The sequence below is a fragment of the Kitasatospora sp. NPDC001527 genome (assembly GCF_040298605.1).
Taxonomy (GTDB): domain Bacteria; phylum Actinomycetota; class Actinomycetes; order Streptomycetales; family Streptomycetaceae; genus Kitasatospora.
The window spans coordinates 88047-103480 of sequence record NZ_JBEPAM010000007.1 but is presented as its reverse complement, the minus strand read 5'-3'; the positions used below and the strand labels follow the sequence as shown (position 1 = coordinate 103480).

Annotated in this window: 9 protein-coding genes; 7 read left to right on the top strand and 2 right to left on the bottom strand. The window is 74.6% G+C overall.

The genetic code is table 11. The features are described 5' to 3' along the window. Positions 1–16: 16 nt before the first annotated feature. Entirely contained in the window at positions 17–2209 is a 2193-nt protein-coding gene (malQ, locus tag ABT238_RS09785; protein WP_502891418.1) for a 4-alpha-glucanotransferase, read from the bottom strand. Between the two features lie 314 nt (positions 2210–2523). Between malQ and ABT238_RS09780 the strand changes: the two genes are divergently transcribed. Next, positions 2524–6627, top strand: coding sequence for a beta-N-acetylglucosaminidase domain-containing protein (locus ABT238_RS09780; protein ID WP_350756399.1), 4104 nt, complete (start codon positions 2524–2526; stop codon positions 6625–6627). A gap of 107 nt (positions 6628–6734) precedes the next feature. Here ABT238_RS09780 and ABT238_RS09775 read toward each other — a convergent pair whose 3' ends face one another. After that, on the bottom strand, positions 6735–7379 hold the full coding sequence (locus tag ABT238_RS09775) for an HNH endonuclease (protein WP_350567408.1): 645 nt from the start codon (positions 7377–7379) through the stop codon (positions 6735–6737). Positions 7380–7897: 518 nt separating this feature from the next. Here ABT238_RS09775 and ABT238_RS09770 point away from each other — a divergent pair. The 6 genes from ABT238_RS09770 (at position 7898) to ABT238_RS09745 (ending at position 15403) form a co-directional block, all read left to right on the top strand. After that, positions 7898–9022: a mechanosensitive ion channel family protein gene (locus tag ABT238_RS09770; protein ID WP_350756397.1), complete on the top strand. Its 1125-nt coding sequence runs from the start codon at positions 7898–7900 to the stop codon at positions 9020–9022. Between the two features lie 423 nt (positions 9023–9445). Continuing rightward, positions 9446–10636, top strand: coding sequence for an ROK family transcriptional regulator (locus tag ABT238_RS09765; RefSeq protein WP_350567404.1), 1191 nt, complete (start codon positions 9446–9448; stop codon positions 10634–10636). A gap of 182 nt (positions 10637–10818) precedes the next feature. After that, complete coding sequence (locus tag ABT238_RS09760) at positions 10819–12129, top strand: ABC transporter substrate-binding protein (protein WP_350567401.1); 1311 nt, start codon at positions 10819–10821, stop codon at positions 12127–12129. Positions 12130–12170: 41 nt separating this feature from the next. Beyond that, positions 12171–13169, top strand: a complete 999-nt coding sequence (locus ABT238_RS09755; protein WP_350567398.1) for a carbohydrate ABC transporter permease — start codon at positions 12171–12173, stop codon at positions 13167–13169. Positions 13170–13190: 21 nt separating this feature from the next. After that, the gene (locus ABT238_RS09750) at positions 13191–14114 is read left to right on the top strand and encodes a carbohydrate ABC transporter permease (protein WP_350567395.1); all 924 of its coding nucleotides are present in this window, start codon (positions 13191–13193) and stop codon (positions 14112–14114) included. Beyond that, entirely contained in the window at positions 14114–15403 is a 1290-nt protein-coding gene (locus ABT238_RS09745) for a 6-phospho-beta-glucosidase (RefSeq protein WP_350567393.1), read from the top strand. Before ABT238_RS09750 ends, ABT238_RS09745 begins: the two co-directional genes overlap by 1 nt. Positions 15404–15434: the final 31 nt, after the last annotated feature.

Sequence of the window (15434 nt, the reverse complement as noted above, 5' to 3'; positions counted from 1 at the left end):
CCAACTTACCCGTCACTTACGCCGGCCCGCTCGGCGGGGTCGGCCTTTCGGGAGCGCCCCCGCGGGCGGTGTCCGGCCGCACGCCCACGGAGCGCAGCAGGTCCGCGAGGGCGCGGACGTCCGGGGCGGCGGCCAGGGTGTCCAGGGTGACCGGCGTCCCGGAGCCGTCGGCGACCGGCAGGCGCCAGTTCGGGTACTGGTCCCAGGTGCCGGGCAGGTTCTGCGGGCGCGGGTCGCCGACCACGTCCGGCAGCCAGACACCGACCAGTCCGGCCGGGGTGGCGGCCAGGAACCGGTGGAGCGCGACGGCGGAGAGCGGCTCGTCCGCGCCCAGCAGGCCCAGCCGGACCAGCTCGGCCCGCCAGTCGGCCAGCTCGGCGGCGGCCTGGGCCCGCTCCTCGCCCAGCGGGCGGGCCAGCAGGCCCAGCCGGTGGCGCAGCTCCACGTGCTCGCCGGAGAGCCGGGCGGCGGTGGACGGCAGGTCGTGCGTGGTCAGGGTGGCGAGGCTGCCCGCGCGCCACCGCCGCGGCGCCAGGATCCCGCCGTCGGCCTCCCAGTCCCGCTCGAACCAGAGCACCGAGGTGCCGAGCACACCGCGCTCGGCCAGTTGCTCGCGGACGCCCGGCTCGACCGTGCCGAGGTCCTCGCCGACCACCGCCGTGCCGGCCCGGTGCGCCTCCAGGGCGAGCACGGCGAGCATCGCCTCGGCGTCGTAACGGACGTACACGCCCTCGGTCGGGGCGTGCCCGGCCGGCACCCACCAGAGCCGGAACAGGCCCATCACGTGGTCGATCCGCAGGGCGCCGGCGTGCCGGGCGGCGGAGCGGATCAGCTCGGCGAAGGGCGCGTAGCCGGCGGCGGCCAGCGCGTCCGGGCGCCAGGGCGGCAGGCCCCAGTCCTGGCCGTGCGCGTTGAAGGCGTCCGGCGGCGCGCCGACCGAGATGCCGGTGGCGAGGACGTCCTGGAGCGCCCAGGCGTCGGCGCCGTCGGGGTGGACGCCGACCGCGAGGTCGTGCACCAGGCCGACCGGCATCCCGGCGGTGCGGGCGGCCCGCTGGGCCCGGTCGAGCTGGCGGTCGGTCTGCCAGGCCAGCCAGCGGTGGAAGTCGACCCGGTCGGCGAGTTCGGCGGCCGCGTGCCGCACGTGCGGGGAGTCGGGGTGGCGCAGGCCCTTCGGCCAGCGGTGGTGGTCGGCGCCGTGGCGTTCGGCCAGGGCGTTCCAGAGCGCGTACCGCTCCAGCCACTCGCCCTCGCGGGCCCGGTAGGCGTCGAAGGCGGCGGTGCGGACGGCGCCGTGCCGGGCCGCGTACCGGCGGTGCTCGGCGTGCAGCAGCTCCAGGGCGCGGCGTTTGAGGGCCCAGACCTCGTCCCGGTCGATGAGGCCGTCGTGCTCCAGCACCTCGGCGCGCAGCCGGGCGGCGCGGGTGAGCAGCTCGTCCGCCTCGGCGCGGGGCGGGCCGGTCAGGTAGGCGTACTCGGGGACCTCCTCGACCCGCAGGTGGACCGGGTCGGCGAAGCGGCGGGAGGAGGGGCGGTAGGGGGACGGATCGGAGGGCACGGCGGGCAGGCCCGCGTGCAGCGGGTTGATCTGGAGGAAGCCGGCGCCCAGCGAGCCCGCCCAGGTGGCGAGGTCGGCGAGGTCGGCGAGGTCGCCCATGCCCCAGGAGCGGTCGGAGAGGACGGAGTAGAGCTGGGCGAGGAAGCCCCAGTTGCGGCCGGGCAGGGCGGGGAGGCGGTCGGGGGCGACGATCAGGTGGGCGGTGGCGGCGGGGCGGCCGGGGAGCTCGGCGTGCAGGGTGTGCCGGCCGGGCGGGAGGTCGGCGGGCAGCCAGTGGGCGTGGCCGCGCGGGAGCTCCCAGCGGGCGGCCCGCCCGGGGGCCTCCCGCCCGGGGCCGTCCTGCTCCGGGCCGTCCTGCTCCAGGGTGATGGCGAGCCGGGTCTCGGCGGGGAGGTCGAGCGCGGTGCGGCGTCCGGCCCTGGCCACGACGGTCGGGGGCAGCAGGCGGGCGCGCTGCCGGGCCCGGTGCCGGTCGAGCGCGGCGCGGGCGGCCTCGGGGGTGGCCGCGTCCACGCCGAGCGCGGCGAGGACGGCGACCAGCGTGCGGGCGCCGGCCGGCACTCCTCCGGGGCCGCAGCGGGTGTCCACGCCGTGGGCCTGCGCCAGCGCCACCAGCTCGGGCGGGGGCGGCGGCGCGTCCTGCGCCGGCACGTCCGGTCCGTCGGCTCCGTCACGGTCGAGATAAGCGGCCACTCGCGGCTCCTGCGATGTCTCGGCAACGCCCAGTCAGGACAGCCACAGTCCTACCCGGGTGACGCCCCGGTGACCCGGCGCGACACACAGGGCCGAAGGGGTGGGACGCGGCGGCGGGGGGCGCTCGGGGAGGGAGGAAAGCACTCTTTAAAGGGGCCTTAAGTCCGACGTAAATCGGACAAAGTCGGCATACCCGTCGACGGCGTTGACACCGGGAAACGTAGCTGGTGGGCTGGGGCGCGATGTGGTCCAGGCCTGGCGAGGAGGCTCCTGTGCAAGCCCGAGTGTCCGAGGTGGCCGGGCGGCGGCTTCGTCAGCAGTTGGAGCAGAGTTCGGCGCTGCGCGAGGTGCTGTACCACCCCGCGGCCCTCGCGGCCCGGCGGGCCACGGCGCGGACGTGCCGTCAGCTGGCGCCCAGGACGGCGGACCGGCTGATCGCGGACCTCAAGGGCACCGAACCGCTGCTCCGCTCGGTCCGGGACGAGCGCGCGCGGGCCGCCCGACCGGGGGCGCCGAGCCGGCGCACCCTCCAGGTGGCGGCCACCCTGTCGGCGGCGGCCGTGGTCGGCGGCCTGCTGGTGAGCGGCCCGGCCGCGTACGCGCAGGGGCCCGGCTTCTCCCCCGGGCCGGACGTGGTGAGCACCGCGGGCGGCGGCGCCCCGCAGACCCCGCTCGGCAGTGTGAGCGACCCTCAGGTCTTCCCCCGCCCGCAGGAGCGGAGCGTGGCCGGCAAGCCGGTCACCGTGCCGGGCGTCGTCACCCTGGTCACCGCGCCGGAGGCCGACCCGGGCGCGGTCGCCGCGGTGCAGGAGGTCCTCGGCGTGGCCGGGGCGGCCACCATGACCCCGGTGTCGCAGCCCGGGGCGCCGGTCGCCGGATCGCTGGTGGTGTACGTCGGCGGCCCCGCCGAGGGCGCGGGCGGCGCGACCGACCGGATCCTGCGCGAGCTCACCGTCGCGGCCGGCGGCACGGACACCGCCGCGCCGTCCACCGCCGGGATGCCCGCCGGCGGCTACGTGCTGTCGGCCGGTCAGCTCCCGGTGGCCGGCGGCGGCAGCTACGGCGCGGTCGTGCTGGCCGGCGCGGACGGCACCGGCACCTTCTACGCGGCGCAGTCGCTGCGCCAGCTGCTCGCCGCCGTCCCGGCCGGGCAGGGCCAGGCGCCGGGCGCGGCCGGGCTCGGACTGCCCGGGATCACGCTGCGCGACTGGCCGTCCGGCGCCCCGGTGCGCGGCACCGCCGAGGCCTTCTACGGCACCCCGTGGACCCAGCAGCAGCGGCTGGACCAGCTGGACTTCCTCGGCGGCTCCAAGCAGAACTTCTACCTCTACGCCCCGGGCGACGACCCGTACCGCACCGCCCGCTGGCGGGACGCCTACCCGCAGGCGAAGGCCGACGAGCTGCGCGCGCTGGCCGTCCGCGCCGGGCGCAACCACGTCACGCTCGGCTACGCGATCGACCCCGGCCAGTCCTTCTGCTACAGCTCCGGCAAGGACGCGGACGCGCTGGTCGCCAAGCTGGACGGGCTGCGCCGGCTCGGCTTCGGCGCGTTCCAGCTGCAGTTCCTGGACGTCTCCTACGACGAGTGGCACTGCTCCGACGACCGGGCCAGGTACGGCACCGGCCCGGCCGCCGCCGCCAGGGCCCAGGCCGAGCTGGCCGTCAAGGTGCAGGACCGGCTGGTGGCGAGGAACCCGGAGCTGGCGCCGCTGTCGGTCGTCCCCACCGAGTACCACCAGCAGGGCGCCACCCCGTACCGGACGGCGCTGGCCGCCGCGCTGCCGTCGGCCGTGCAGGTGGCCTGGAGCGGGGTCGGGGTGATCCCGGAGCGGATCACCGGCACGCAGGTCGGCGAGACCTCGGAGCTGTACCGGCACCCGCTGGTCACCATGGACAACTACCCGGTCAACGACGCCAGCCCGGACCGGCTCTTCCTGGGCGCCTACAGCGGCCGCGACACCGAGGTGGCGACGCGGTCGGCCGTGATGCTGACCGGTGCGATGCAGCAGCCGGTCGCCTCCCGGATCGCGCTCTCCACGGCCGGGGACTTCGCCTGGAACCCGGGCGGCTACAAGCCGGAGGACTCCTGGCGGGCGGCGCTGCGCGCGCTGGCCGGGCCGACCGGCGCGACCGCGACGCCCACCGGGGAGACCCTGCCGGCGGTCACCGCGCTGGCCGGCAACAGCGTGTCCTCGCCGCTGGCCAAGCAGGAGTCCGGCTACCTGCTGCCGCTGATGGACCGGTTCTGGGCGACCGCCGAGCCGACCTCCGGCGCCGCGCCCGACCTGACCGGGCTCATCGAGGCCGCCGCCCCGCTGCGGGAGGCGTTCACCGCGATGGCGGGCGCCCAGCAGACCCTGGCCGCCGCCCCGGCGACCGCCCAGCTGGCCGCGGAGGCCGCGCCCTGGCTGGCGCCGCTGCGCGACTACGGCCTCGGCGGGCAGGCCGCCCTGGACATGCTGCTGGCGCAGCGCGGCGGGGACGGCGGGGCCGCCTGGAAGGCCCGGGTGGAGCTGAACAAGCTGCGCGAGCAGCTCGGCCAGAGCCCGGCGACGGTCGGCGCGGGCGTGCTCGGCCCGTTCCTGGAGCGGGCCCTGCGGGCCGCCGACACCTGGGCGGGCGTCCAGGGCGGCGGCATCACCCCGACCACCACGCTGGGCACCGCGCACGACCACCTGCCGGCGCTGATGGCCGACGGCGCCGCCGACACGTTCTACTGGAGCTCGGCGCCGCCGCAGGCGGGCGACTCGGTCGGGCTGGACCTCGGCGGCGGGCGCCCGGTCGGCAGCGTGACCGTGCTGATGGGCTCCTGGGGCAGCGGGCCGGACGGCCAGAGCGCGCTGGACGACTACATCCGCGACGGCGTGCTGGAGTACACCACCGGCGAGGGCGGCTGGAAGAAGCTGGCCTCGGTGAAGAACCAGAAGTCGGTCTCCGCGCAGCTGCCCGCCGGGACGGTCGTCCGGGCGGTCCGGCTGCGGGCCACGGCCGCGCAGAAGACCGCGGTCGCGGTGCGCGAGTTCTCGGTGACCGCGCCGGACGAGCTGCCGGCCAGCGTCTCCGGCGGCCCGGCCGCGCTGCCCGGCTCCTCGGCCACGGCGGTGCTGGACGGCAACCCGGACACCGCCTACCGGGCGGCCACCGCGCCGACCGCGCGGGACGAGCCGCTCACCGTCGAGCTGGGCGCCGCCCGGCCGCTGGACCGCCTCACCGTCCTCACCGACCCGGGCGTACGGGCCTCGGCCGGCGTCTCGGTGCGGCACCCGGACGGCTCGTGGACCGAGATCGGCACCGTGCAGCCGGGCTGGAACGAGCTGTCGGCCGGCGGCCTGCCCGCCGACGCGTTCCGGCTGGCCTGGAAGCCGGGCGGGGAGCCGCCGGTGGTCAACCAGGTGATCCCCTGGTACGCGGACGCCCCGGCGGCCCGGCTGAGCCTGGCCGACGTCTCGGTGGACGCGGTGATCGGGGAGGACGCGCCGGTGCAGGCCCGGGCGGTCGTCGAGGCCGGTCGGCCGGAGGGGGTCACCGGGGAGCTGCGCACCGAGGTGCCGGCGACCGCCAAGGGGCTGACGGTGGCGCCGGTCACCGGGGTGAGCGTGCCGCGCGGCGGGAAGGTCGGCGTGCCGCTGCTGGTCACCGCCGGGCCGGAGACGCCGTCCGGGACGTACCAGGTGCCGGTGGTGTTCGTGGCCGGGCAGACCTCCGTCCGCCAGGTGCTCCAGGTGCACGTGGTGCCGCCGACCGGCGGGCCGGATCTGGCGATCACCGCGCGGGCGAGCTCCTCGGGCGACGAGACGTCGAACTTCCCGGCCTCGGCGGTGGCCGACCAGGACCCGAAGAGCCGCTGGTCCTCGCCGGCGGCCGACGACGCCTGGGTGCAGCTGGAGCTGCCGGAGGCCACCCACCTGGGCTCGGCGGTGCTGCACTGGCAGGCCGCGTACGCCGCCTCGTACCGGATCCAGACCTCGGCGGACGGCCGTTCCTGGACCACGGTCGCGACGGTGGAGGACGGCGCGGGCGGCAAGGAGACGGTGCGGTTCGACGCGCCGGACGCGAAGTTCGTGCGGATGCAGGGCGTGGCCCGGGCCACCAAGTACGGCTACTCGCTGTGGGGCATCGAGCTGTACGCCGTCGCCGGGGCGGCCGCGACGGTGCCGCCGCCGGTGAGCCCGCCGGTCACGCCCCCGGTCACCGCGCCGACCACCGCGCCGACCGCCCCGCCGGGCGGCGGCCAGCAGGCGGGCGGCCAGGCCGGCGGGCCCGGCGGGCCCGGCGGGCCCGGCGGGGGGACGGCGACCACGCCGTCGCCCGGGCCGACGCCCTCGGGCACCCCGACCGGCCCGCCGCCCCAGCCGACGGGCACCGCCAGGCCGTAGCGACAGGCCCTCGAACGGCGGGCCGCCGCGCTCCCCGGCTGCGGGGTGCGCGGCGGCCCATGAGGCGTACCGAGAGATGTGACGGGCAAGCCCTTGTGGTGCGGGAATCAGGCGGACAGCGGCTCCGGCTGCTCTCCGCGGCGGGCGGGGGCGGGGTGGGCGGCGTGCGCCCGGCCGAGCGGCACCGGATGGGCGGCCTCGGTATGGTCGTGGTGCTCGTACTCGCCCCACTGCGGGGCGCGCAGCTGGTCGCCTCCGCCGTACGGTTCCAGGTAGGGGCGCCAGCGCGGGTCCTTGATGCCGGTGCCGATGATCCGCCAGGCCAGTCCGCTCGGCGGGGCGGGTGGTCGTTTCATCCGCCAGCCGAGTTCGGTGAGGTGGCGGTCGGCCTTGGTGTGGTTGCAGCGGCGGCAGGCCGCCACCACGTTGTCCCACCGGTGCTGGCCTCCCCGGCTGCGCGGGATGACGTGGTCGACGCTGGTGGCGGCGGCCCCGCAGTAGACGCAACGGCCGTGGTCGCGGGCGAACAGCGCCCGGCGGGTGAGCGGGACGGGCCCGCAGAACGGGACCCGGACGAAGCGGGTCAGACGGACGACGGACGGCGCCGGAAGGGCGCTGGTGGCGCTGTGCAGAGTGACACCCGAGTCCTCAAGGCTGACCGCCTTGTGGTTGAGGACGAGGATGAGCGCGCGGCGCATCGATACGACGCCGAGTGGCTCGTACGACGCGTTGAGGACCAGGACATGCGGCACGGATGCCTCCTTGGACGCCTGCGGCGCGTGGCTCGCGCCGGGACGAGCGGTTGGATCGCGCAACGGGTGCGTGATCTCCCCCAGTGTCGCCTTACGCCTTCGTACGGCGCCACCACTCCTGTGTAACGGACCTGACGTGAACTCCGGGTGTGGCTTCTGTCATACCCGGTATGCCCGGGGGAAGCGCGGGTTGCACGCGGGTGCCCCGGCGGGGTACCGCTGGGCCGGTCGGAGCAGTGCGGACAGCGGCGCGCGGGGGTACGGACGGGGCGTTCACGCGGGTCCGCGCGCCCTCCGGACGGCCGATCGGCGTGTCAAGGTGCGGGCCGGGTGGCGGTTAGGGTAGGGCGGACGGTCCGCAGGCCAGGGGCGTGCCTCGCGGCGGCGGGCCGTGCCACGACCCCAGCAGGAAGGTCCCGCACGTGTTCCGGTCCGGTGCCGCCGGTCTCCTCGCCGACGCGTCCGCCACGACGCCGGCCTCGACGCCCGCCCCCTCCCCGACTCCCACGGCCCCGGAGTTGCCCGACCTGAGAATCCCGACGAGCGCCCAGGAGGTCTCCGAGACCACCCGGCAGGCCGCCGGCTGGTTCGACGAGCACTGGCAGGACTGGCTCGCGAGCGGGATCCGGATCGTCTTCATCATCGTGCTGGCGCTGGTGCTGCGGGCGATGGTGCGCAAGCTGATCACCCAGCTGATCACGCGCATGATCCGCCCCGGCGAGAGCGAGGACGAGCCGAGCCGGCTGGGCGGGCTGCTGGCCAACACCGGGGTGGTCAACCCCGAGCGGCGCCAGCAGCGCGCGGAGGCGATCGGCTCGGTGCTGCGCAGCGTCGCGTCGTTCACCATCCTGGGCACGGCGGCGCTGATGGTGCTGTCGGCGCTCGGGATGAACCTGGCGCCGCTGCTGGCGAGCGCCGGTGTGGCCGGTGTGGCGATCGGTTTCGGTGCCCGCAACCTGGTCACCGACTTCCTCTCCGGGGTCTTCATGATCATGGAGGACCAGTACGGCGTCGGCGACGAGATCGACACCGGGGTGGCCAGCGGCACGGTGCTGGAGGTCGGCCTGCGGGTCACCAAGCTGCGCGGCGCCGGCGGCGAGATCTGGTACATCCGCAACGGCGAGGTGAAGCGGATCGCCAACATGAGCCAGGGCTGGTCGACGGCCTCGGTGGACGTCCAGGTCGGTTACAAGGAGGACCTGGAGCGGGTCGAGGCGCTGATCACGGAGACCGCCGAGGCGATGGCCAAGGAGGCGCCGTACGACGAGCTGGTCTGGGCGCCGTTCAAGATCCTCGGCGTGGAGTCGGTCGCGGCGGACTCGGTGGTGCTGCGGATCGAGGCGCGCACGGCCCCCGGCAAGTCGCTGAGCGTGGCGCGGGCGCTGCGCCAGCGGGTCAAGCGGGTGCTGGACGAGGCCGGGATCAAGGTCAAGGAGGAGCTCCCGCCGGTCGCCGCAGGCACCGGTGCCGGAACGACCGCCGCCGCGACGGTGCTGACCACCGCCGCGACCGTCCCCGCCCCGGGCACCGACCCGGCCCCGCCGTCCGCGCTGGCCGACCCCACCTCGGCCGGCTACAAGGCCGCCACCCCGATACCGGCCCCGGTCCGCCCGGCCGACGACACCACCACCAAGGCGCCCTGAGACCTGTGCGGGCGCTCGGCCGGGAGTTCCCGGCCGTCCGGCCCCGTCGCGGGTGAACGTGAGCCCCGCAGCCCGAGCGACTCGGGCGGCGGGGCTTCGTGCTTCGCTCACGGAGACCTCCGAGGCGACGGCCGAGGAGGCGCCGGGCAGCAGGCTCTGCGGCAAGGGCCGACCTTTCTTCAGGGCGGCGGGCCTCCTCGTCCGAGGGGGCCGCCGTACCCGTGTTCAGCAGTGGCCGATCCGCGCTTCGGTTCCGCCCGCCCCACCGTCCGCGTGCGGGCCGGTAACGAGTCGGCATCCTCCGGTGGAAGGGCCATTGACACTCCGCCGACGGGGACCGTACGGTCCTGTCCCGAAGCGACTGGAAAGTTTCCTAACAGTTCGCCATGAGCAGTCGGCCGTCCCGAGGAGGAGGATCTTCGCGTGACCAGAAGCACCGCCAAGGCCCCCCTCGCCGGCACCCCCAGCCTGCTGCGCGCCATCAACGACCGCGCCGCGCTCGAACTCCTGCTGGAGAACGGGCCCCTCTCCCGCACCCAGATCGGCACCCTGACCGGGCTCTCCAAGCCCACCGCCTCCCAGCTGCTGGCCCGCCTGGAGGCGGCCGGGCTGGTGGTGCCGGTGGGCACCACGGCCGGCGGCCCGGGCCCCAACGCGCAGCTGTACCAGGTGAACCCGGCGGCCGGCTACGTCGCCGGACTGGACGTCACCACCAGCCACGTCCGGGTCGCGGTCGCCGACATCACCGGCTCCACGCTCGCCGAGCACGTCGTCCCCACCAAGGGCTGGGCGGCCGCCGAGACGGTGCCCCGGGTCGCCGGGGCGGTCGCCGGGGCGGTCCGCGCCGCCGGGCTCGCCGAGGGCGGCCTGCACTCCGTGGTGATCGGCGTCGGCGGCGCGCCCGACCCGGTCACCGGCAAGCTGCGGTACGCCTCCCACCTTCCCGGCTGGCACGCGCCGCGGCTGGTCGAGCACCTCGCCGCCGCGATCGGCGCGCCGGTGACCATCGAGAACGACGTGAACCTCGCCGCCGTCGCCGAGCAGTCCTCGGGCGCGGCCCGCGGGTTCGAGGACTTCGTGCTGCTCTGGGCCGGGGAGGGCATCGGCGCGGCGATCGTGATCGCCGGCCGGCTGCACCGCGGCTTCACCGGCGGCGCCGGGGAGGTCGGCTACATGCCGGTGCCCGGCGCCCCGGTGGTCAAGGACGTCCGCCGCCGCAACTCCGGCGGGTTCCAGGAACTGGTCGGCGCCCCCGCCGTCCGGGCCCTGGCCAAGGAGCACGGGCTCGGCGCGCCGACCGCCGAGGAGTCGGTCGCCAGGGCGCTGGCCACCCCGGGCGCCGGCGACGCGTTCCTCGCCGAGCTGGCCGCCCGGCTGGCCGTCGGACTGGCCGTGATCGTCGCCGTCGTCGACCCCCGGCTGGTGGTGGTCTCCGGCGGCGTGCCGAACGCGGGCGGCGAGCGGCTGCGGGCGCTGGTCGCGGAGGAACTGGCCCGGATCGCGGCCGCCCGGCCGGAGGTGCGCGGCAGCGCGCTGACCGGCTCGCCCGTCCTGCTCGGCGCACTGCAACGCGCGCTGGCGGCCGCCCGTGAGGCGGTCTTCTCCACACACTGACGCTCCACCGCGCGGTCCCGCGCACCCCGACGCTCCACCGCACTCCCCCCTGCACCCACCTCTCCCCCATCCCCCGAACGCGGGCCCCGAGGCAATGACGCCTGCCCGCGCAGCCCCAGGAGGACCTCGAAGTGCACTCCACCACCTCCCACTCCCGCAGAAGCCGCCGGACACTCGCCGCCGTGACCGGCAGCGCCGTCCTCGCCCTGCTCGCCACCGCCTGCACCGGCAGCAGCGACGGCAGCGGCAGCGACGACTCGGCCAGTGGCAAGGACGTCACCATCACCTTCTGGCACGGCTGGAACCAGGAATCCGAGGTGAAGGCGATCAACGACAACGTCGCCGCCTTCGAGAAGTCCCACCCCAACATCAAGGTCAAGGCCGTCGGCAACATCGCCGACGACAAGGTCAACCAGTCGCTGCGGGCCGGCGGCGACGACGCCCCCGACGTGGTCTCCTCGTTCACCACCAACAACGTCGGCATGTTCTGTTCCACCAAGTCCTTCGTCGACCTCAAGCCGTTGCTGGCCAAGTCGGGCATCGACGCCGCCAAGACCTTCCCGGCCGCGATGCTCAACTACACGCAGTTCCAGGGCAACCAGTGCGCCCTGCCGCTGCTCGGCGACGCCTTCGGCCTGTACTACAACAAGAAGGCCTTCGCCGACGCGGGCATCGCCAACCCGCCGAAGACCTTCAGCGAGTTCGCCGACGTCGCCAAGCGGCTGACCATCGCCGAGGGCGACGGCTACAAGCAGCTCGGCTTCATGCCGCTGTACCACGGCTACGAGTCGACCACCGAGCACCTGCTCGGCCAGTACGGCCCCACCTACTTCGACGCCGCCGGCAAGTCCACCATCGCCACCGACCCGAAGATCGCGGCGATGCTGAACTGGCAGAAGGGCCTGGTCGACCAGCTCGGCGGCTACGACAAGCTGGAGAAGTACCGCGCCACCTTCGGCGAGGAGTTCAGCGCCAAGAACCCGTTCCACACCGGCCAGGTCGCGATGGCCATGGACGGCGAGTGGCGCACCGCCTCGCTCGCCACCGACAAGCCGGACTTCGAGTGGGCCACCGCGCCGTTCCCGGTGCCGGACGACCAGGCCGGCACCTACGGCCGCGGCTACCAGACCGGCACCATCGTCGGCATCGCCAGCACCAGCAAGAAGCAGGCCGCCGCCTGGGAGTTCGTCAAGTTCCTGACCACCGACACCGACGCGGTCGTCTCCTTCGCCAACGCGATCCACAACGTGCCGAGCACCTTCGCCGCGCTGGAGTCGCCGAAGCTGATCGCCGACGAGAACTTCAAGACCTTCGTGAACATCGCGAAGCACGCCAGCTCCGGCACCACCCCGCCGGTGGTCAACGGCGGCGGCTACATCGTCTCGCTGCAGAACCTCGGCTACGACTACGAGTCCGGCAAGCAGGGCGATCTCGCGGCCGGCCTCGCCGCCACCGCCAAGGAGATCGACGCCGCCATCGCCCAGGCCAAGTAGCGCGCGGCGCCCCGCGCGTCCGGCCCGTCCACGGAGCTCCCATGTCACTCGCGTCCGCCACCCGCAAGGGGGCCGGAGCGACCGCCCCGGCGGCGCCTCCCGTGCAGCAGCAGCTGCGCCGGAAGCGCCGCCGGGCGGCGGCCCGCACCCTCGCCTTCCTCTCCCCCTGGCTGATCGGCTTCAGCGTCTTCTTCCTGTACCCGCTGATCTCGACGATCTACTTCTCGTTCACCAAGTACAACGGCTTCGGCTCGCCCACCTTCAACGGCCTGGGGAACTGGGACTACGTCTTCAACGACCTCCCGGCGTTCTGGCAGGGCCTGCGCAACACCCTGTGGCTGGTCGTCATCATGGTGAGCCTGCGGGTGGCGTTCGGCCTCGGCGTCGGGCTGCTGATCACCAAGATCAAGAGCGGGGTGGGCTTCTTCCGCACCGCCTTCTACCTGCCCTACCTCGCCCCGCCGGTGGCCGCCACCGTCGCCTTCGCCTTCCTGCTCAACCCCGGCACCGGCCCGGTCAACCACTTCCTCGGCGAGATCGGGCTGCCGCAGCCCGGCTGGTTCGCCGACCCGGACTGGTCGAAGCCGGCGCTGACCCTGCTCGCCATGTGGGGCGTCGGCGACCTGATGGTCATCTTCATGGCCTCCCTGCTGGACGTCCCCCGGGAGCAGTACGAGGCCGCCGAGCTCGACGGGGCCGGCCCCTTCCAGCGGTTCCGCTACGTCACCCTGCCGAACATCTCGCCGATCATCATGTTCGCGGTGGTCACCGGGGTCATCCAGACCATGCAGTACTACACGCAGGCGATCGTCGCCGGGAAGGTCGCCGGCGGCATCGCGGGCAACTCCGGCCAGCAGTTCGAGCCCGGCTACCCGTCCGGCTCCACCTGGACCCTGCCGCAGATGGTCTACAACCTCGGCTTCCAGCGCTTCAACTACGGTGCGGCGTGCGTCGTCGCCCTGGTGCTGTTCGTCATCTCGATGGCCGTCACCTCGGTGCTGATGCGCCGCCGGTCCGGCTTCATGGCCAGCGACGACTAGCGGCCCAGTGAGGACACGATCATGACTCTCAGCTCGACCCTCCCCGCCGAGGCGCCCGGGAAGCGGCCCGGCCGGGGCGCCGCCCGCGGCCCCGTCACCGCCGCCGCCCGCACCGCCCGCCGCCGGGCGCTGCTCAACTGGGTGGCCGTCCACTCGCTGGCCGTCGCCGCCGGCCTGTTCTTCCTGCTGCCGTTCGTCTTCGCCTTCCTGACCTCGGTGATGTCGGACAGCCAGGCGCTCACCACCGACTACTGGCCCACGTCCTGGAACTGGGGCAACTACGGGAAGGTCTGGGACACCCCCGGCTTCCTCACCTGGTGGCGCAACACCCTGCTGTACGCCGGCCTCGGCACCGTGCTGACCATCGTCTCCAGCCTGCCGGTCGCCTACGCGCTGGCCAAGTTCCGCTTCCGCGGCCGCAACCTGGCGCTGATGGCGGTCATCGCGATGATGATGCTGCCGCCGCAGGTCACCATCATCCCGATGTACCTGTTCTGGGCGAAGCAGATGGGCCTCGGCGGCTCGCTGTGGCCGCTGATCATCCCGATGGCCTTCGGCGACGCCTTCTCGATCTTCCTGCTGCGGCAGTTCCTGCTGACCATCCCCAAGGAGTACATCGAGGCGGCCCGGATCGACGGCTGCGGCGAGCTGCGCACCCTGCTGCGGGTGGTGCTGCCGATGGCCAAGCCGGCCATCGCCGCCGTCGCGCTGTTCCAGTTCTTCTACTGCTGGAACGACTTCTTCGGCCCGCAGATCTACGCCAGCAGCAACCACGACGCCTGGACCCTCTCCTACGGCCTGGAGTCCTTCAAGGGCGCCCACCACACCAACTGGAACCTCACCATGGCCGCCACCCTCCTGGTGATGGCCCCGGTGATCGTCCTCTTCTTCTTCGCACAGAAGGCCTTCATCGAAGGCGTGACACTGACAGGGGTCAAGGGCTGATGTCCGCACTCAAGCTGGCCATCGTTGGCGGCGGTTCGACGTACACCCCGGAGCTGATCGACGGCTTCGCCCGGCTGCGCGACACCCTGCCGATCGGCGAACTCGTCCTGGTCGACCCGGCCGCCGACCGGCTGGAGCTGATCGGCGGGCTGGCCCGGCGGATCTTCGCCAAGCAGGGCCACGGCGCGGTCGTCACCACGACCACCGACGTCGCGGCGGGCGTCGCCGGCTCCGACGCGGTGCTGCTGCAGCTGCGGGTCGGCGGGCAGGCCGCCCGCAACCAGGACGAGACCTGGCCGCTGGAGTGCGGCTGCGTCGGCCAGGAGACCACCGGTGCCGGCGGCCTCGCCAAGGCCCTGCGCACCGTCCCGGTGGTGCTCGACATCGCCGAGACCGTCCGGCGGGCCAACCCCGACGCCTGGATCGTCGACTTCACCAACCCGGTCGGCATCGTCACCCGCGCCCTGCAGGAGGCCGGCCACAAGGCCGTCGGCCTGTGCAACGTCGCCATCGGCTTCCAGCGGCGCTTCGCCAAGCACCTGGGCGTCGACCCGGAGCTGGTCCGGCTCGACCACGTCGGCCTCAACCACCTCACCTGGGAGCGCGGGGTCACCCTGCTCGACGCCCCGGGCGCGGCCGGCGGCCGCGAGGTGCTGCCCGAGCTGCTCTCCGGCTTCGGCAAGGAGATCGCCGAGGACCTGCACCTGCCGCAGCGGGTGATCGAGCGGCTCGGCGTCGTGCCGTCCTACTACCTGCGGTACTTCTACCAGCACGACCTGGTGGTGGAGGAGCTGAGGTCCAAGGGCTCGCGGGCCGCCGAGGTCGCCGAGATCGAGCGGCAGCTGCTGGAGATGTACGCCGACCCGGCCCTGGACACCAAGCCGGAGCTGCTCGCCAAGCGCGGCGGCGCGTTCTACTCCGAGGCGGCGGTGCAGCTCATCGCGGCGCTGCTCGGCACCGGCGGCGGCACCTCCGTGCAGGTGGTCAACACCCGCAACGACGGCGTGCTGCCCTTCCTGCCGGACGACGCCGTGATCGAGGTGCCGGCCGAGGTCGACGCGGCGGGCGTGCGCCCGCTGCCGCAGCGCCCGCTGGAGCCGCTGTACGCCGGCCTCGTCGCCGCCGTCACCGCGTACGAGCACCTCGCCCTGGACGCCGCCCTGCGCGGCGGCCGCGACCGGGTCTTCGACGCGCTGCTCGCCCACCCGCTGGTCGGCCAGATCGAACTCGCCGACCGGCTGACGGACCGGCTGCTCGCGCACAACCGCGAGCACCTCAGCTGGGCCTGACCCGCCCGGCCCCCGTCCCGGCCGCGCCCGG

Coding starts and splice junctions, on each gene's coding strand:
- ABT238_RS09745 (WP_350567393.1), top strand. CDS start 14,114: ATGTCCGCACTCAAGCTGGCCATCGTTGGCGGCGGTTCGACGTACACC.
- ABT238_RS09750 (WP_350567395.1), top strand. CDS start 13,191: ATGACTCTCAGCTCGACCCTCCCCGCCGAGGCGCCCGGGAAGCGGCCC.
- ABT238_RS09755 (WP_350567398.1), top strand. CDS start 12,171: ATGTCACTCGCGTCCGCCACCCGCAAGGGGGCCGGAGCGACCGCCCCG.